Source organism: Pseudomonas sp. C11, assembly GCF_034683865.1.
In the GTDB taxonomy this organism is placed as follows: domain Bacteria; phylum Pseudomonadota; class Gammaproteobacteria; order Pseudomonadales; family Pseudomonadaceae; genus Aquipseudomonas.
Map to the genome: position 1 here is coordinate 230,548 of NZ_JAWIIP010000009.1, position 17,164 is coordinate 247,711.

Sequence of the window (17,164 nt, forward strand, 5' to 3'; positions counted from 1 at the left end):
CGACATGACGCCCACACGCATCCTGCACGTCTACAAGAACTTCCAACCTCACACTGGTGGTGGCGGCGTTCCGCGCCATATGGCCGGCCTGGCCGATTTGGCATTGCAAGAGGGGCATTCGATACGTGTGATCGCTCAGGATGCAGACCCTGACGCAGGGGCGGGCCGCTATGAAGTCCATCATGCAAGCAAGGCCAACCTGCTGGCTGACATTGGCTGGGCGGATATCGTGCATGTCCATGGCTCACGCACACCGATCAGCTTACGTGCGGCGTACATGGCCCATCGTCTGAACAAGAAAATCGTCTACACACCGCACTGTTACTACGATCATGACAGCAACATCGGTAAACGCGCAGCCAAGTGGTTATGGGATCAACTGGCCGAACGCTGGCTGCTGAAACGGGCTGATGCCACCGTGTTACTGGCTGAGTTCTGGCTGGACTATCTGCAGGCTCGGAATCTGCGCGTCACACGCCCCGTATTCATTCCCAACTGTGTACTGCTGAAGAGCCTGCCTCAGGACACCATGGGAACAGAACTCAAGGGCTCGCCGGCCTTGCTGTCAGTAGGACGACTCGACTGCGTCAAACGCCTCGAAGACGCCATCGCAGCGCTCACCCAACCCGGACTCGAGCAAGCCGTGCTGCACCTGGTCGGAACAGGCCCTGACCGTGCCCGCCTGGAGCAACTGGTAGCCCGCCAGGGACTGAGTGAACGGGTACAGTTCCACGGCTTCGTCAGCGACAGCGATGTCGCCGGGATGTCGGCGGCAGCCGATGCATTCCTGCTGCCGTCGGAAATGGAAGGCATGCCGACAGTGATCATCGAAATGCTGTTGCACCGTTGCCCGGTGGTCGCCAGCGACATTCCAGGCAACCGGGCGATCCTCGCCCAAGTCGGCCTGGAGGATGCTCTTTACCCACTCGCGGATGTCAGCCGATTGGGACAAGGCATCGTGCAGCAGTCTCGAAACCGGATCGGCGACGAACATCATCGACGCACGATCAATACCTTCACCTGGGAAGGTATTCGTCAGCGCGTAAAAGCCCTCTACGAAAACCTGTCAGCACGCTAGTCGGCCCGGCCCGGTCTCCAGCCAACGTAGCCACAGCAGGAAACAGACCGGCCACCACAATCTGGGGTTGCCTGGCTGCCGACGTAGCTGTTCACGTAGCTGCGCTATGTCGATGAAATCCGCTGCGGCCTGCGGAGGTGCTTCGAGCAGTTCGGTCAGATCCATATGGCCAACCTGGTACTGTTCGGCATTGCCCAACCCACGATTCTTGTGTCCACGCACCACGGAATCCGGCAGACGGCCAGCCATCGCCATGCGCAGCGGCAGCTTGCCCCCCGTAGGTCCTACCTTGCGCGATGCCGGCAGGCGCATGGCCAGCTCAGCGATGCGGTAGTCCAGAAAAGGCGACCGTGACTCGATGCCCCAGGCCATGGCATTGCGGTCGCCATAGCGCAGAATCTGCGGCAACAGCACCCGCCTCACATCATCGACACCCTGGACATCGATGTCCTGGCGCTGCAGAGCGATGACGCCCTGTAATGCCGCTCCCTGGGCCGCCAGGAAATCCTCACGGATCGCGCGCATATGAGGCTGCCTGCGCAACAAGCCGCTCAGGGCAGACGAGGGCAGACTCCAGACCAGTCGGCGCAATGCCGTGCCGTATGACAGCTCATCGCTCGCCAGAAGCGCACCCGCCTGTGCAAAATCCAGTCGACCGAGCGCTCGACGCAGTGCCAGCGGCAAATAGCGCCGGGTGTAGCCGGCAAACAGCTCATCACTGCCGTCTCCCGTCAGCACCACCTTCGCCCCGGTTGCCGCAATAGCCCGAAACAGGCGCCAACCCGCCAGAATGCTTGGCGTCGCCACCGGCAACTCCTGCACCGCGATCAATTGTTCGAGCTCTGCCAGTTGCGGACAAGCGGCAGCCGCGACCCGGTGATACGGCAAACCAGGCGCGACATGCTCCAGCGTGCGCAAGGCGGCTGCCGTTTCGTCGTGTTCCTGGCCCGTCTCGCCATCGTATCCATAGGAAAAAAAGCCCTGGAAATGCTCCAGCGCCTGGCGTTGCTGACCGATTGCCCAAGCCACGCTACCCGAATCCATACCACCGGAAAGTTGCGCTGCAAGCGCAACGTCCGATCGCAGACGCAAGCCGACGGCATCCTCGAGAAGCTCGGGCAGCGCCTTGGCGACCGTCTCGCAGTGCAAGTCCGGATCGACCTCGGGCCAGTCATGAAAACGTCGCTGCTCGATGAAGCCATCCGGCGTGACGCACCAGAGCGCCCCGGGTGGTACCTCGATGATGTCCTGCAGAAAACTGGAAGGGCGATGATCCAGCAAGCCCATGCTCAGGTAGTCCAAGGCCGCGACGGGATCGACTCTTACCGGTGCCTGGCTGGCTGCCAGCACAGCCTTGAGTTCGCTGGCCACCGCCAGGCAGTCTGCCGATCGCCGACAATACAGAGGTTTGACCCCAAGGCGATCACGACTCAGATACAGCTTCCCGGAAGGCCCGTCGTGTATCGCCAGAGCCCACATGCCATTGAAGCGCTGGAAGCATGCCGTGCCCCAATGACGCCAGGCCAGCAGGATGACCTCCGTATCGGAGCCGGTGCTGAAAACGGCGCCTAGTGCCTGCAACTCAGCGCGCAACTCTCGATAGTTGTAGATCGCGCCATTGAAGACCAGCGAGGTCGCCGTCAGCGGGTCAATCATGGGCTGGGAAGCTGCCGTATTGGTATCGAGAATCGCCAGACGCCGATGCCCCAGCAGCAACCGCCCTCCCCAGGCTGCATGCATGCCTTCAGCGTCTGGCCCGCGATGCGCCAGACAGTCCAACGCAGCTCGCATTGCCAGCCTGCTCGCCTGCTCTGGCCAACGCGCCAGAACTACCAGACCACACATAGACAGCCTCCATACAGTCCGAACATCACGCTGGACGAGCGACATGAGTCCCAGAAATCAACGCAGCATCCTAACAACAATCACCATCGGATTCTGCGTCTACCCACCTGTTGTTCTGCCAAAACCGCCCTACAATAGGCGGCACCATCAATGGCACTGAACCCGGTGCCTGATTTGCCAGCCAGGGAGTGCGGAAGTTGTCTTCACCATTCGCAGCATCGGGGAACAAAAGGCGGGTTTTCATCACAGGTGGGGCCGGATTCATTGGTAGTCGCCTGCTGGAAGTATTGCTACCAGACGCGCATGTCGCCGTTTTCGACAATCTGTCCGTCGGCCTGCCCATGCCTGAGGCTCGCCCTGGTCTCACCACTTTCCTTGGCGACATACGCGACCCAGAGCGCGTTGAACAGGCATTGCGCGAGTTCGAACCGGATACGCTGATTCACCTGGCGGCGCTGCATCACATCCCCAGCTGTGAAGCCGATCCCAGGCTGGCTGTGGAGGTCAATGTACTAGGCCTGCAGACCGTTCTCGATGCCTGTGCAAAGCAAGGCTGCAAACGCGTCCTGCTGGCCTCCAGCGGCGCGGTTTACGCCGTCGCGGATGAGCCCCTTCGTGAAGACATGCAACTGCATCCTTGCGACGTCTATGCCGGCACCAAACTGAGCAACGAACACCAACTGGCACTGTGGGCCGAGCGCACTGGGGCCAGCGGCATCATTGCCCGACTGTTCAATGCCATAGGCTGGGGCGACCCCAACGGCCATCTGATCCCTGAGGTATTGAGACGGATGGAAGGTGCACCGGCGGGCTCGCATATACGCCTGGCGATGGGCAACCTGCATACTCGTCGCGACTTCGTCGATGTCAGGGATCTCGCCACCGGTCTGGCCGCCCTAGCCCACCTTGCACCCTGGCCCGAGCAAGGCGCCAGTGCCTACAACCTGTGCAGCGGTCGCGAAACGGCAATTACCGATATCGTCAATGGCCTGGCTCGATGCCTGGGGCTGACGGTAGAGATTCACAGCGATCCAGCACTGCGCCGTAAGGTCGACCGTCCTAGCCAGTGGGGGGCTCCGGAAAAAACCTCAGAGACCACGGGCTGGCATGCAGCGACACCGCTCGATGACAGCCTTCAGGAAATCGTGACCGAGTGGCAAAAGCATAAGGCCAACGCATGAGCCTGATGCGACCGAACTACGGAGCGGCCATCTGTCGGTTCTGTGGCATGACGGAAGATCAGCACGCCATCGACCGGGAACAATTGCTCGATAGCGGCCAGACGCTCTATTGCTGTGGGCACTGCGCCTCGGCTTACCTGTGTCCGGATCTACCAGCCACGACACTGGATCACTTCTACCGAGAACACTATCGCCAGCTGTTTCCCTTCATGGCCAGCGACACGCCGGACGAACGCCTGCTGTTGCAGATGCGTAGCCGTGAACTGGCATTGCACAGAGCCAGGCGACTGGCCCAATCACTACCCCGCCATGCCAGGGTTCTGGAGATCGGTTCCGGCCATGGCGCCTTTCTTGGCAGCCTGCATGCCTTGCGCGATGATCTGCAGCTGTTCGCGGTCGAGCCAGGTCATGCAGAACGCACCCTGGCACTCGATGGCGCTCCCGTTCGGTTCATCGAACTCGAGCAGATCGACCAAGTCGGTACGCTTGATTTGATCGCGCTCTTTCATACCTTCGAACATCTGGTCGACCCTGTGGGTGTGCTCAGGCGGCTTGCCGCCGTCAGTACGCCCGAAAGTTGCCTGGCCATCGAAGTCCCCGATGCGTTCATCCCGGGTGCAACCTGGACGGCAGTGCATCCAGCGCACACCTGCTATTTCAGTGCAGACGGCCTGCAGCGCGTAATACGCCTGGGAGGCTGGGAACCCGTCGCCCCCACAAACTGTACGGCCGACAATCTTTATCAGGAGGCACGCCCTGCTGAGGAAGGCTCGGCCATTGCCCCCGTGACGCCTGCCCAACGCGAAGCGTTTCTGCAACAGGCCCGAGACGCTCAGCGAACGCCTGTCTCACCAACCCGCCGCATGCGCCTGAAAGCCCTTCAATCCGTACTGGGTGCAGACAGGGTTGGAAGGCTTTCCCGGTGGCGACATGAAAGGGCACTGGATCAGGCGCTCTCGACCCAAACGCAAGCCATCGTACTCGGCGCTCCCGTCAGCCTGGTGACACAGGAACAGGTCATGCAGCGCGCACTGGACAGCATGCAGACACGCCAATCGCTGAGGTTGGCGGACGTCAACACCGCCAAGCTGATCGACCTGCAAGAGGATGCCCAACTGCGCCAGGCACTGTTTCGTGCAGAGCTTTGCGTCGCAGATGGCATGGGGGTCGTATGGGCAGCTCGCGGCCTGGGTATCCCCGTTCCGCAGCGGGTAACCGGCATCGATACGATGCATGCGCTGCTGCACGCCTGTGCCACCCAGGGCTTACGTCCCTATTTGCTGGGAGCAAGGCCCGACGTCATCGAAGAAGCCGTGAGGACGCTGCAACACCGTTACCCGACGTTGCAACTGGCGGGCTGGCACCATGGCTATTTCAACGCAGAACAGGAGCCGCAGCTCTTCGAGACACTGCGCGACAGCAGAGCCGACTGCCTGATCGTCGGGCTCCCCACACCTAATCAGGATCTGTTTCTGAGCCGCGTCCAGGCCAGGCTCGACATACCCTTTCTGATGGGGGTTGGCGGCTCGTTCGATGTCCTGGCTGGGCGCCTGCGGCGTGCTCCACTGTGGATGCGGCGTGCCGGTTGCGAGTGGCTGTTTCGCCTTATCCAGGAACCCAGGAGGCTACTCAAGCGCTATGTCACCAGCAATAGCCGCCTGATCACGCTGTGGCTGCCGGCGTGGCTCGCCAAGCGCCTCTTTGGCTAACCCCCGAAAGCCTCAGGATTCGAGCAACGCGCCGAGAATATGGCGATAGGCAAGGCCATCGCCAAGGGCTCCGCCCCTGTGAATGCTCGCCGCCTCCAGCTCGGCCGCCAGCCGGCCAAGCGCCTCTGGCGAAATATCCTGCACCAGGCAGGCTCCACCGTTTTCCAGGGTTTCAGGGCGTTCGGTATTGTTGCGCAGCACCAGGCAAGGCAAACCCAGCACATAGGCTTCTTCCTGCAAGCCCCCGCTGTCGGTAAGCAACAGAGCCGACTGCTGCAGCAATGCCAAGGTATCCAGATAGCCCAGTGGCTCGCAGCAGCGAATCGATGGCAAGGTCGCGAGTATTGCGTGATGTGCGGCAGACAAACGAGGGTGACAGGGAAAGATCACCACCTGCCCACGCTGCCGGGCAAGGTGTTCGATAGCGCTCATGAGCTGAGCGAAACGCGACAGATCATCGGTATTGGAGGGCCGGTGACAGGTCAGCAGCAGGTAATTGCCTGCCTGCAACCCAAACCGTTCGAGCACTTGAGAATGCGTGATTGACCGTGCGGCATAGAGCAAGGTGGCATCCACCCCCGTATTGCCGGTTATCTGCACACCAGAGCCGGTGATACCTTCTCGAGCCAGGAGTTGAACCTGCCGCTCGGCAGGGCAGAACCAATGGCTGGCCAGATGGTCGAGCAGCACCCTGTTGTTTTCCTCAGGCATGCTGCGATCGAAACTGCGCAACCCTGCCTCGACGTGCGCCACATTGAAGCCCGCCTTGCTCGCGGCCAGCCCGCCAGCCCGCCAGCCAGAGCACTGTTGGTATCGCCTTGCACCACCACATGATCAGGTTGCAGCTCGTTGAGCAACGGCTCCAGAGCCACCAGCATACGCCCGACCTGTGAGGCCGGAGGACAGGCCCCGACCCCCAGGTTGAAATTGGCAGGCGGCAGCGCAAGCTCCTCGAAGAAGCGCGCATCCATATTGGACGAATAATGCTGATTGGTATGGATCAGGGTGTAGTCGATCCGTTGATCCTGGCAGGCCTTGATCAGGGAAGACAGCTTGATGATTTCGGGGCGCGTACCCAGGACAAAGGCGATGTGCATGAAACGACTCGGGCAGGTAAATGAGGCCATAAGCCAGCGAAATCCCATCAACCGCCGATCCTAGGCTTCGCAAGAATGCCGTATGCCCTCCCCCTACTCAAGCATGCAAAGCGTATCGGCATTAAGGGAGCGCTGGGGGCAGCCACTGGTAGCGCCATTGGATCTATCATCTGGCAGACGAGCGATCATCGTGCTAGAACGCTCCAGTTGTACCACCGTTCAATCAGAACTCGTCGGCGGGCACTTTGCGCGGCATCCTAAGCGCTTGCCCAACAGATAACGCTGATACGACCAGATATCTGCAACCACGGAGCCCCGACATGCAACCCAAAGACCCTGAAAGCGTTTCCGCCGCCGAGCCAAGCGAACATATCGACGCCCGCGAACGCCAGCCCTACCAGGCGCCCTGCCTTGTCCGACTTGAATTCAAAAACACCGAGGCTGGCTCAGCTGGCACATCCGACGCGGGCATATTTTCCTGACCCCTGTTAGCGCTATTCCCCCGGCACTACAACACCGAAGATAATCGTTGATCGGCACCTGCCACGAGAGCAATAGCATGCAAACACAAGACCTTGAAAACGTTACCACCACCGAGCCAAACGAGCAGGTCGACGCCTGTGAACGCCAGCCCTACCAGGCACCCTGCCTGGTGCGAATGGAGCTTTCAAAAACATTGGGCTCCGCCGGCACAATCAGTGACGGCATTACTGTAACGTCCTGAACCTCAGCAAAGTATCTTTGCAATCTCTTGCCAGTTGCCAGCATCCTGTCTTTACCTGCGTATCCTCATAATCAGTGACTGACCGGCCAGACTGGCTTCGCTTATCAACCTAATAGGAGATTCTTGACATGCAGCCCCAAGACCTTGAAAGCGTTACCACAGTCGAGCCAAACGAGCAGATCGACGCCCGCGAACGCCAACCCTACCAGGCGCCACGCCTTGTTCGTCTGGATCTCGCAGCAACCGAGATTGCTGCGCCCAGCCTAGTCGATTCAGGTTCATTTTCCTGACTGTTTATCAGCTCTTCAGCATTTCGTTGTCAGGCCGTGCATTATTCCATGCACGCCTGACAACACGCCTCAAAGCGGCATCATCGGGAGAGGTGCGCATCACACCTATGCACCTTTAAACCATCTCCCACGCCGAGTAGAGCGAGCAAATCGACACTCAACGCTAGGCTAGCCCCGACAAACCAAGCGCTGAGCTGCGGCTTACCTCAAGTCGCTTAGATATCAGCTTCGCTCTTTCGTCACGAAACGCAGTAGCAGCTGACTATCCTCACAAGGCTTCTAGACCATCATCAGCGATTTTCAGGCTCGGCATAGCGGATGAAGTTACCCATTGCAACGCCCCGTAGCAGTTTCAGGCGATAGTTGCGAATGGTCACCATATCGGCCCAACCCTCTTCGGGCCAGTTTTCGAGCAGCGCTTCCAGAGCAGGAAGGTCGAGCAATTGTGCCGCGCGGCGATGTTGACGCAGCCGGTGCAATTGCTCGCGCAGACGCTCACGATCTGCACTGAGGCCCTCATACCAGTCGGCGAATTGATACCCCTTGCCGCGCCCCTCGAGTATCTCCTGGGGTAACACGTCAGCCATCAGCCGACGCAACAGCCAGCGCGGTTGCCCATCGCGCAGAAACTGCGAATCCGGCACGCCCAGGCAAAACTCCACCAGCCGCCTGTCACTGGTGGGATCGCGCATCTCCAGCCCGCGCAAATTCGCCGAAGCAAGCGCCGAGCCGGTATCAACCCGCCCCAACACGGCCAGGCGCATGGCCCTGCCGTCATGCCAGGGCCGGTAATTGAGATCCCAGCCTTTGGCAGCGGCGCGCTGCTGCAACCAGCCAGTCGTCGCCTGCTGCAGATTGACAGCAGTGTAGTGATCGAGACCACTGTCGCGTCCCTCCCGCCTGGCGACTGCCTGATTCCAAAGCCAGCCTGGCATAGAGGCACCAACCGTCCGCAGGGCGAGGCCACGCCTGCGCCATTGTGGATGCGTACGCTGATAGGCACACAGTTCGTGCCACCACTGCAGCCAACGCCCCTTGCGCCAGAGCGAGGCCATGTAGGGATAGCCATCATAGGAAATGGACATATTGCCCATCTGCCCGGTCAGCATCACCTTGCAACCACGCGCTTGTGCATCTCGCTCGATGGCCCGAATCCACAGGGTATTGCAAGGATTGACAGGAGATTGATCCAGCTCGTCGATCTCCTGCTCCAGGGACTCCAGCGGCGACTGGCCCGAGGAACGCAGAATCACATGATCGATATTGTCGAAACGCCCCGCCAACTGGGCTGCGACCTTGCTTTCGTCACCATGCCGATCACGCGGTACAGGCCCTGCGAAGCCTTCTCTGGGCGCTGCCGTGTAGGCGGTCAGGCGCTCACCCTTGTGCGCCAGTTGGCGCGCGGCGTAGGCCGTCACGGTGGAACTGTCGAAGCCGGAACTGAGGTGCGAAGCTACAGGCCCGCTGCAGCGTAAACAGGCCGACACCGCCCGCTGAAGATGCTCATGCAGCGCCTCGACATAGTCCTCGTCCCGCGTGAAGCGCACCTGCGGGCCGCTACCCAGGCGCCGATGGACATGGGTGGAAAGCTGATTACCCTCCACCAGCACGAACTCCCCGGGATTCACCCGCTGGATATCCTTGAACGAACAACCCGCCATAGGCAGCAAAGCCAGCTGTTCGAGCACACTCTGCTCGTCGACACTGCGCGGGACACCTGGCACGCAGAACAGCGCCTTGGGCCAGGAAGCAAAGGCCAGGAATCCGGACTGCCGGTGCCAGAACAATGGCTGTCCGCCCATGACATCACGCGCCAGCCACAGCCGCCTGCGCTGTGGTTGCCAGCAGGCCAAGGCGTAACTACCCTCGACACGCTCGAGGGCAAGGGTGTCCCAACGCTGGCAAGCCTGCGCCATCAACTCGGAGTCGGCCATCTGTCTGCTCAGGCGCTCGTCCAGCGCCAACTGAGCGATCAGTTCGTCACGATTGTCCAGGCGCCCAGCGAACACCACCTGACAGTCAGCGGAAGCGACAGGCTGGCGGTCATACCGATCTTCCGGCGTCGTGCGCAGCAAGGTACGCACCAGGCCGGCCCCAGCCCCCTGCCTGGTGTCCTGGGCATCACGCCCGTATGGCGCCAGTATGCTGCTCATGCGCTGCAATACATTGCGATCCAACGCTTGACCGTCAAAGCGAACGATGCCGGCAATGGCACTCATGCAAACCTCTCCCCATGCGGGTAATCAAGTAGACGCGGCAACTGCTCGAACAATACGCTAAAGATCGTCTCAGGGCCTTGCAGCCTCAGGTTGTGGCGATAGTAGTGAGCGATGCCCTGGCCCATGCCAATGGCCGCGAGATGGATCGGCCCACGCTCGATCATGGCGATGCTCTGGTGCAGGTGTCTGCGTAGATAGTCAGGGCCATTGGCCGTGATGGTCGCCTCGTCATGCGGAGCGCCATCGCAGAACACCAGCAGAATCTTGCGCCGCTGCGGTTGCTTGAGCAGGCGCCTGGCCGCCCAGAGCAGCGCCTCTCCATCGATGTTTTCCCCAGCGAGCGGTGCCTGACGCATCAATAGCCCACGACCGGCGCGCCAGGGTTGCCGCACGCTCTTGTAGACGAGGTAGCGCGTGGCATTGAGCCGTCCGGGTGACACCGGCCGGCCTGCAGCCTGCCAGGCGTCGAGTACCGGGTTGTCCTGGCCGGCATAGCGCGTACCGTAACCCAGTACCTCACACGAGACGCCGGCTGCTTCGAGTGCACGCACAGCCAGATCGACCGCCAGCAAGGTCATCTGCTGCGGCAGGCCACGCATCGAACCGGACTGATCGAGCAACAGACAAATGCAGGCATCGGTCAGCGGAGCCTGTTGTGGCTGACGGAATATCGCCGTATTGGCGCTGGTCACCACTGATGTCAGGCGGCGGGCATCGAGCATGCCCTGTGGCTGATCGAAGCACCAACGATGCTGCTGCAGGCTTTGCAGACGCTTGCGTAGCTGCTGGGCCAGGCGCCTGGCCTGTGCCTGGATCTCGTCGCTCAGAGCGGCATGCGGCTGTTGCGCCAGCGCCCTCAGTTCGCGCACGCCCAGCACCTCGTCCCAAGCCTGGGAAAAAATCCGATACGGCCCATCCTGCTGCGCTGCAGGGCGTTCGAGCGAACGCGAAGGTAGGTTCTCCCGTCCTCCGGCTGTCGCGCTGGCAACCATGGGCTGCGAGGGTAATGGCTGCGCGGATGCAAATGCATGGGCATAGGCCTCCACCAGGGGCTTGATCACCCGAGCGAAGCCCTGGGCATCGGCCAACTGCATACGCGCCTCGGACAACCTCACTGGCAAAAACACACTCAGTTGCTGTAACTGGCGCTGGCGACCACGCTCGAAAAGACGCCCCAACCAGCGGCCAGCCGTTTGATCGGGAACCTGCCATTGCACGTCACTCAGCACCTCACCGGACAGGGCAGAGCGGGCGCAGTGGTAAAGATGCGCAGCAGGCGATAAGGCGGTGGACGACGAGGGTAGAAACGCCAGGTTATGGGCCATGCCTGGCAGATGCTGGCTGGCCAGCGTTTCCACTCGCGCCTGTTCGATCACCCTGTACCAGGGTTGTTCAAGTACGGAGAACAGCGCCTCGCTCTGTACCTCATGCCAGCGCTGCCAGGCAGCGTCAGCATCACTACGGGTTCGATCCGAATGAGCAACGGCCACCCCAGGCGTGCCGGCATAGATGGCCGGCCAGGCCTGCAATGCTCCGGACTCAGAATCGCCGCTCATCGTCCGACGTCAAACAGTTCACGCGCGAAGCAGCGCTGATAAAGCTCGGCGACCAGGGGCCGTTCGGCAACGTCACAGCGGTTGAGAAACGACAGACAGAACGCCTGCGCCATGTCTTCGAGCAGCACCAGGTTCTCGCCCCAGGCCAGCAGCGTGCGCAATGACAGCAGCGAAGACAGCTCGCCCTGCTCATGCGCCTGACGGCAGAGCCATGCCAGTTCGAGCATGCCCCTGACCTGCTCCTGAGTCAGGGTCGGCAGCCGCGCGTGGATGATCCTGGCTTCCTGCTCCTTCGGTGGGTAGCCCAACTCCAGCATGACGTTCCAACGGTCAAGCTGCGCCTGATTGAGCACCTGTGTACCGGCATACAGCCCTGCGCTATCACCGCTGCCAGCCGTGTTGCCGGTAGCGAACAGACGAAATGCCGGATGTGGCGTGATGACCTGATTCTGATCCAGCAAGGTCAGACGCCCATCGGCCTCCAACAGGCGCTGGATGACGAACATCACCTCGGGGCGACCTGCATCGTACTCATCGAGCACCAGCGCCATGGGGCGCTGCAAAGCCCAGACCAGCAGACCAGGGACGAACTCAGTAACCTGCTTCCCATCGCGCACGACCAGCATGTCACGACCAATCAGGTCGGCTCGGCTGACATGGCCGTCGAGATTGATGCGCAGGCAGGGCCAATTCAACCGGGCAGCGACCTGCTCGATATGCGTCGACTTGCCACTGCCATGCGGCCCGTACAGATAAACACGGCGAGCATGGGCAAAGCCCAGAAGAATGGCGCGGCAGACATGCGGGTCGAACTGGAAGGCAGGATCGGCCATCGGCACATGATCGCTGGTCTGGGCAAAAGCTGGCACCGACCAGGGTAGCTGGCAACCGAAGGTCGCCAGAGGGTCGCATAAAGTATCGGGAGACTCGCTACCGGCCTTGCTCATCAAAAGCTCCACTGTCCAAATAACCGAAACGCTCCATCATCGGTGCATGAGCTTGCAGGATGCGCTGGATCTGCTGAGGGCTCAGCATGGAATGACCATAGCCGCTCTTGCCCTTGTTGAAGAAGGGTTGGTTGGAAAGACGCTCGCGAAAACCACCACGCTTTTCCTGCTCGACCAGTACCTCGAAGTCACTGAAGCGCAATGCTTTGGCGACCGCTTGCGAATCATGGGCCCCCCCCAGGAAGCGAGCTACCGCTGCGAATGTCTGAAGAGGCTTATCGAGCATGTCTTCATAACGCATGACATGCACGGGCACATCCGTTTGCTCGAGCCAACTGCGCACATGCCCTGACCAGCACGACAACCGCTGGCTGGTCTGAGAGCGGTAGCGCTTTGGGTTGTGATTGATTACGAACCCACTATCGAGTGCAACGGCCAAGGCCTGTTCGAGATCACAGCCAAAATGGTTGGCCAAAGAGGGCACGACATCCAAGGGGTTGCGCACCAGGTATACGGCGCCCACCGTTCCATAGCGACCAATCAGCGGCGAACCATCGGCACAATAGTCGTAGGCATCATGGATCTTGACGTAACGAGATAGCCTCTCGCCCCACTGGTATACGGCAGGCCGCAATTGCTTCAACTCGTCATCACTGAGATCCGCACTGGAAAGACCCAACACGTCATCCAGCCAATGTCGATCAGCGGCATGATCGCCGATGAGATGATTGATCTCTACGGGCTTATCGGCATCGCTCAACAGATTGCTGATGAAGGTACGCAGCCAGGTATTTCCGCTCTTGGGGTAAGACGCCAGCCAGTAGATACCCTCACTCATGCAACCACGCCCATGTCAGCGAGAATCCTGTCGACCAGACTGTCGACATCGAAGCCTGTAGAGCTGCGCATCAATTGCTTGACCTTTACCTTGCCGGCTACCGCAGCGCAGAGCGAAAAGCGCTGAGCTTGCAGCCCCAGCGCATCGATGAAACGTGGCCGGTAATTGTGCTCACAGAGTTTCTCGAATCGCTGGATACCCTGTAGCGTCTCGATAGTGGGGCTGCTCAGGTCGTGCTTATCAAGGATGTACAACCCGCCCAGAGCAATCGGCTCCAGCTCGGCCGAACGGGCCAGCGGTAAACTGAACTTCTCCAGCATGGGCCTTATTCGCGGCAAGCCGGTCGCCTCGATACCCAGATGCTTGATGCTGTCGGCCCACAATTTGGCTCGGGCAATGCCCGGCAGCACCCATCCATCTGCCGTAACGGGCACTACATCGTCGGCCAATATTTCGTATCCGCGCTGAGAGAACGCCGTTGCCAGGGTGGATTTGCCGGCACCCGAATGACCGAGACAGACCATGCAACGGTCACCAATGCGCACTGCATTACCATGCAATACGAGCAATCCTCGCTGCATCAGCAATGCACCAATGGCCGACCCCAGAAGGAATAAACGGATGCTGTCCTCGTCGACACCTGCTGCGGGGTCAAAGAGAATCTGCCGTCCCTCACGCACGAGAAAGGTAACGATACCGGGTACCTGCAACCACAAGCAGGTTGTGGATGCCCAGAGAAAAGGCCCCATCTGTTGCAGCGCGCCATAACGCTCGGGAGTCTCCAGCGTCATTTGCCGAATCTCGACGTCGACGCCATCCGCAGCATCTGGAGATATGGACGATAACTCGGGCAATGGCAAATCGGAGTCGATGGACAAGCCATAGGCTTTATGCAGAATGCGCGACATAAATAGTGGCTAATGCCTTATCCAGAAGGGAACGGGTAAACCATGGGATTGTTCCACAGCGTAAGGAGACTAGCCAGCCAAGTGGCAGCCCATAAAAATGGACGTATGGCGCTTTCACCGCCCTGGCAGGCAGTGCTCAGTCTCGGACTTTTTCTGCAGATATCAGGAATACTGCTGATTGCCGACGGCAGTAGCTACTCCACCCAGGTTCATTTTTTTTTACTGCTGCCCAGCCTGGTCTTGCTGTTCATTCAAGCAGACTGCCAGCTATGGAAGCAGCCAGCGGTTCTTGCCCTGGCAGGCCTGCTGGCCTGCCTGATACTGAATGCCCTCTGGCGAGCGGAAGTCGGCGGCAAAAGCTCAGGCTATTGGCTGAAGATCGCCCTGTTCGTGGTGCTCTACATTCACGCAGTCGGGCGCCTGACATCGTACCCACGAACGCTGATTACAGTGCTTACGTTAAGCGCGTCGGTAGCGGCTGTGTTCGCCTGGATGACCGTGATACATCAGTTTGGCATCAAGGCGATACCACTGGACTACGCGACCATTCGCGAAGACGCCCGCCTCTATACCCTGGACTGGCATGGCCTGGGCGATCTGAAATATCCGGTAATTGCCGGCCTTTACTACAGTATCTTTGTCATTATCCTGAGCCAGCGCCTGGTCGCAGTCCCCCATCGTGCATGGCAAGCAGGCCTGATACTGCTCGGTATCGCAGGTCTGTGCCTCTATGTTCTGCTGACATTTACCCGCAACGCCTGGATTGCCACCCTGACAGCTGGCTTGTGCCTGTTATTGCTGTCTCCCGGACGCGCCGCACGTACGCTACTTATCGCCGGAGCCGTTGTGCTCCTGGGCATGCTGATCATCTTCTGGCCGGAAGTGCGCAACGAGTGGCTGGTAAGGGGCGCAAGCAGACGTGATCTGATCTGGTTGAGCTGGCTGGAGCGTCTACCGGACTTCTGGCTATGGGGAGAAGGGCCAGGAAAAGCGTTCGATTTCACCTACCCTTGGAGTGGCTCTGTAGATCATGCTCACAGCCTTTATCTGCAGCTCTGGTATCAGCTAGGCCTACCCGGCATCACCCTGTTCATCGTGTTTCTGGGCTGTCTGTTGCATAAAGGCTGGCACTTGCGCCAGCAGCCTGTGGCACGCCTGGGGCTTGCACTGCTCATTCTGGCGATGACGGCGATGCTGGCGGATGTTCATGCAGTATTCCTGCGCCCAAACCATTACTGGGTCATGTTCTGGCTTCCCGTTGGCATATTGATTGGATTACAGCCCCAGCAATCGCCCTCCAATCAATCGACCAGGCACTAGCTCAGGCACACGGCTGATCACTGGCGAGGTTCACCCGCCCTACGGTTTGCACCCGTAGGGCGGGTGCAAACCGCCAACTTAGCCTGCTATTTCTTGCCCCCCTTGGGCTTGCTGCCAAAGCTGGGCACCTTGCGCACCGCCTTGGCCTTGGGCTTGCTGTCCTCCTCCTCGAACCAGCGGCCTAGGTGGATATTGCCCTTGCCAACAGGCTTGGCCGCACCAGGAATCAGCTTCTGCTTGGGCTTTTTCGGCTTCTTCAACACCTGGCCACCAACTGCCGTCAGCGGTACGCGATGATCCGGAATGAAATCCGGCTCGTCGACGCGCTTGATCAGTTGCTGAGTCAGGTTCTCGATGGCCGCCAGCTGATCCACCTCGTCGGCGCAGACCAGGGAGATCGCCTCGCCGGTGCTGCCGGCACGGCCGGTACGGCCGATGCGGTGCACGTAATCCTCGGCATTGATCGGCAGATCGAGGTTGACCACCAGCGGCAGATCATCGATGTCCAGGCCACGCGCGGCCACGTCGGTGGCTACCAGGATCTGCACCTCGCCGGCCTTGAAGCGCTCCAGGGCACGCAGACGGCTCGGCTGCGGCTTGTCGCCGTGGATCGAGTCAGCTGATACGCCCATGGCCAGCAGCTCCTGTTCGAGCTGATCGACACCCTTGCGGGTCTTGGCGAACACCAGCACCTGGCCCCAGCGCTTTTGCTGCAACAGGTGCAGGAACAGCTCGCTCTTGCGCTTCTTGTCCACCGGAATCAGCCACTGCTTTACGGTTTTTGCCGCAGCATTACGCGGGCTGACTTCCACCGACAGCGGGTCGCGCAGCAGCTCGCCAGCCATCTGCCGGATGGCATCGGAGAAGGTGGCGGAAAACAGCAGAGTCTGGCGCTTTTTCGGCAACGCGCTGAACAGCTCGTCCAACTCGCGGGCGAAGCCCAGGTCGAGCATGCGGTCGGCCTCATCGAGGATCAGCGTCTGCAGTTGGCTGAACTTCACCGCATTCTGTCGGTACAGATCGAGCAGCCGGCCCGGTGTGGCCACCAGTATGTCGACGCCCTTGCGCAGCTTCATCATCTGCGGGTTGATGCTGACCCCGCCGTACACCGCGTAACTGCTCAGCGGCAGATGCTGGCCGTAACTCAGAAAGCTCTGCAGCACCTGTTCGGCCAGTTCGCGGGTCGGCGTCAGCACCAGGGCGCGCAACGAGTTACTTGCCACCTGCGGGCCTTCCAGGGTCAGACGCTGCAGCAGCGGCAGGGCGAAACCGGCGGTCTTGCCGGTGCCGGTCTGCGCAGCGGCCATCAGGTCGCGGCCCTTGAGCACGGCAGGGATGGCCTGGCTCTGCACCGGAGTCGGGGTCTGGTAGTCGAGATCGGCGAGGGTGCGCAGCAGCGGCTCGATCAAACCGAGGGAGGCGAAGGTCATGGGGTAACCGAATTGGAAAGGA

15 protein-coding genes and 1 pseudogene are annotated in these 17,164 nt (G+C 60.3%); 7 read left to right on the plus strand and 9 right to left on the minus strand.

All coding sequences use genetic code 11. From position 1 onward, the window contains the following. Positions 1-4 precede the first annotated feature (4 nt). A complete protein-coding gene (locus VC352_RS16255; protein ID WP_322980562.1) occupies positions 5-1,078 on the plus strand; it encodes a glycosyltransferase family 4 protein in 1,074 nt (357 codons plus the stop codon). Here VC352_RS16255 and asnB read toward each other — a convergent pair. Further along, positions 1,067-2,968: an asparagine synthase (glutamine-hydrolyzing) gene (gene asnB / locus VC352_RS16260; RefSeq protein ID WP_322980563.1), complete on the minus strand. Its 1,902-nt coding sequence runs from the start codon at positions 2,966-2,968 to the stop codon at positions 1,067-1,069. The genes VC352_RS16255 and asnB overlap by 12 nt on opposite strands. Before the next feature lie 152 nt (positions 2,969-3,120). Here asnB and VC352_RS16265 point away from each other — a divergent pair, with 152 nt between their 5' ends. Beyond that, positions 3,121-4,104: an NAD(P)-dependent oxidoreductase gene (locus tag VC352_RS16265; RefSeq protein ID WP_322980564.1), complete on the plus strand. Its 984-nt coding sequence runs from the start codon at positions 3,121-3,123 to the stop codon at positions 4,102-4,104. Continuing rightward, a complete protein-coding gene (locus tag VC352_RS16270) occupies positions 4,101-5,813 on the plus strand; it encodes a WecB/TagA/CpsF family glycosyltransferase (RefSeq protein ID WP_322980565.1) in 1,713 nt (570 codons plus the stop codon). The genes VC352_RS16265 and VC352_RS16270 overlap by 4 nt, the downstream gene beginning before the upstream one ends. A gap of 12 nt (positions 5,814-5,825) precedes the next feature. Here the strand turns inward: VC352_RS16270 and VC352_RS16275 are convergent, their stop codons facing one another. Together VC352_RS16275 and VC352_RS16280 are read right to left on the minus strand one after the other, a co-directional pair. Continuing rightward, on the minus strand, positions 5,826-6,524 hold the full coding sequence (locus tag VC352_RS16275) for a UDP-N-acetylglucosamine 2-epimerase (protein WP_416340191.1): 699 nt from the start codon (positions 6,522-6,524) through the stop codon (positions 5,826-5,828). Positions 6,525-6,604: 80 nt separating this feature from the next. Beyond that, positions 6,605-6,958 (minus strand): annotated as a pseudogene (locus VC352_RS16280) (UDP-N-acetylglucosamine 2-epimerase); the annotation flags it as partial. 272 nt (positions 6,959-7,230) lie between these two features. Between VC352_RS16280 and VC352_RS16285 the strand changes: the two are divergent. The 3 genes from VC352_RS16285 (at position 7,231) to VC352_RS16295 (ending at position 7,924) form a co-directional block, all read left to right on the plus strand. Beyond that, complete coding sequence (locus VC352_RS16285) at positions 7,231-7,392, plus strand: hypothetical protein (RefSeq protein WP_322980567.1); 162 nt, start codon at positions 7,231-7,233, stop codon at positions 7,390-7,392. 77 nt (positions 7,393-7,469) lie between these two features. After that, positions 7,470-7,634 (plus strand): hypothetical protein, encoded by a 165-nt coding sequence (locus VC352_RS16290; RefSeq protein ID WP_322980568.1) that lies wholly within the window; start codon positions 7,470-7,472, stop codon positions 7,632-7,634. A gap of 128 nt (positions 7,635-7,762) precedes the next feature. Next, on the plus strand, positions 7,763-7,924 hold the full coding sequence (locus tag VC352_RS16295) for a hypothetical protein (RefSeq protein WP_322980569.1): 162 nt from the start codon (positions 7,763-7,765) through the stop codon (positions 7,922-7,924). Between the two features lie 290 nt (positions 7,925-8,214). On the opposite strand, the gene VC352_RS16300 is transcribed toward VC352_RS16295, so the two are convergent. Genes VC352_RS16300 through VC352_RS16320 form a run of 5 tightly spaced genes read right to left on the minus strand, consistent with a single transcriptional unit; the run spans position 8,215 to position 14,392 of the window. Next, complete coding sequence (locus VC352_RS16300; RefSeq protein ID WP_322980570.1) at positions 8,215-10,143, minus strand: asparagine synthetase B family protein; 1,929 nt, start codon at positions 10,141-10,143, stop codon at positions 8,215-8,217. Then, the gene (locus tag VC352_RS16305; RefSeq protein ID WP_322980571.1) at positions 10,140-11,699 is read right to left on the minus strand and encodes a cobaltochelatase CobT-related protein; all 1,560 of its coding nucleotides are present in this window, start codon (positions 11,697-11,699) and stop codon (positions 10,140-10,142) included. Before VC352_RS16305 ends, VC352_RS16300 begins: the two co-directional genes overlap by 4 nt. Next, complete coding sequence (locus VC352_RS16310; protein ID WP_322980572.1) at positions 11,696-12,646, minus strand: AAA family ATPase; 951 nt, start codon at positions 12,644-12,646, stop codon at positions 11,696-11,698. The genes VC352_RS16305 and VC352_RS16310 overlap by 4 nt, the downstream gene beginning before the upstream one ends. After that, positions 12,630-13,484, minus strand: coding sequence for a sulfotransferase domain-containing protein (locus tag VC352_RS16315; RefSeq protein WP_322980573.1), 855 nt, complete (start codon positions 13,482-13,484; stop codon positions 12,630-12,632). The genes VC352_RS16310 and VC352_RS16315 overlap by 17 nt, the downstream gene beginning before the upstream one ends. Beyond that, positions 13,481-14,392, minus strand: a complete 912-nt coding sequence (locus tag VC352_RS16320) for a hypothetical protein (protein WP_322980574.1) — start codon at positions 14,390-14,392, stop codon at positions 13,481-13,483. Before VC352_RS16320 ends, VC352_RS16315 begins: the two co-directional genes overlap by 4 nt. Positions 14,393-14,434: 42 nt before the next feature. Between VC352_RS16320 and VC352_RS16325 the strand changes: the two genes are divergently transcribed. Continuing rightward, positions 14,435-15,712, plus strand: a complete 1,278-nt coding sequence (locus VC352_RS16325) for an O-antigen ligase family protein (RefSeq protein WP_322980575.1) — start codon at positions 14,435-14,437, stop codon at positions 15,710-15,712. Positions 15,713-15,798: 86 nt separating this feature from the next. On the opposite strand, the gene VC352_RS16330 is transcribed toward VC352_RS16325, so the two are convergent. Continuing rightward, positions 15,799-17,142, minus strand: a complete 1,344-nt coding sequence (locus tag VC352_RS16330; RefSeq protein ID WP_322980576.1) for a DEAD/DEAH box helicase — start codon at positions 17,140-17,142, stop codon at positions 15,799-15,801. Positions 17,143-17,164: the final 22 nt, after the last annotated feature.

Bases quoted from the DNA above. Each gene is read 5' to 3' on its own strand.
- VC352_RS16325 (WP_322980575.1), top strand. From the start codon at position 14,435: ATGGGATTGTTCCACAGCGTAAGGAGACTAGCCAGCCAAGTGGCAGCC.
- VC352_RS16320 (WP_322980574.1), bottom strand. From the start codon at position 14,392: ATGTCGCGCATTCTGCATAAAGCCTATGGCTTGTCCATCGACTCCGAT.
- VC352_RS16275 (WP_416340191.1), bottom strand. From the start codon at position 6,524: ATGCCTGAGGAAAACAACAGGGTGCTGCTCGACCATCTGGCCAGCCAT.
- VC352_RS16305 (WP_322980571.1), bottom strand. From the start codon at position 11,699: ATGAGCGGCGATTCTGAGTCCGGAGCATTGCAGGCCTGGCCGGCCATC.
- VC352_RS16315 (WP_322980573.1), bottom strand. From the start codon at position 13,484: ATGAGTGAGGGTATCTACTGGCTGGCGTCTTACCCCAAGAGCGGAAAT.
- VC352_RS16255 (WP_322980562.1), top strand. From the start codon at position 5: ATGACGCCCACACGCATCCTGCACGTCTACAAGAACTTCCAACCTCAC.
- VC352_RS16270 (WP_322980565.1), top strand. From the start codon at position 4,101: ATGAGCCTGATGCGACCGAACTACGGAGCGGCCATCTGTCGGTTCTGT.
- VC352_RS16310 (WP_322980572.1), bottom strand. From the start codon at position 12,646: ATGAGCAAGGCCGGTAGCGAGTCTCCCGATACTTTATGCGACCCTCTG.
- VC352_RS16295 (WP_322980569.1), top strand. From the start codon at position 7,763: ATGCAGCCCCAAGACCTTGAAAGCGTTACCACAGTCGAGCCAAACGAG.
- VC352_RS16330 (WP_322980576.1), bottom strand. From the start codon at position 17,142: ATGACCTTCGCCTCCCTCGGTTTGATCGAGCCGCTGCTGCGCACCCTC.
- VC352_RS16285 (WP_322980567.1), top strand. From the start codon at position 7,231: ATGCAACCCAAAGACCCTGAAAGCGTTTCCGCCGCCGAGCCAAGCGAA.
- VC352_RS16290 (WP_322980568.1), top strand. From the start codon at position 7,470: ATGCAAACACAAGACCTTGAAAACGTTACCACCACCGAGCCAAACGAG.
- VC352_RS16300 (WP_322980570.1), bottom strand. From the start codon at position 10,143: ATGAGTGCCATTGCCGGCATCGTTCGCTTTGACGGTCAAGCGTTGGAT.
- asnB (WP_322980563.1), bottom strand. From the start codon at position 2,968: ATGTCGCTCGTCCAGCGTGATGTTCGGACTGTATGGAGGCTGTCTATG.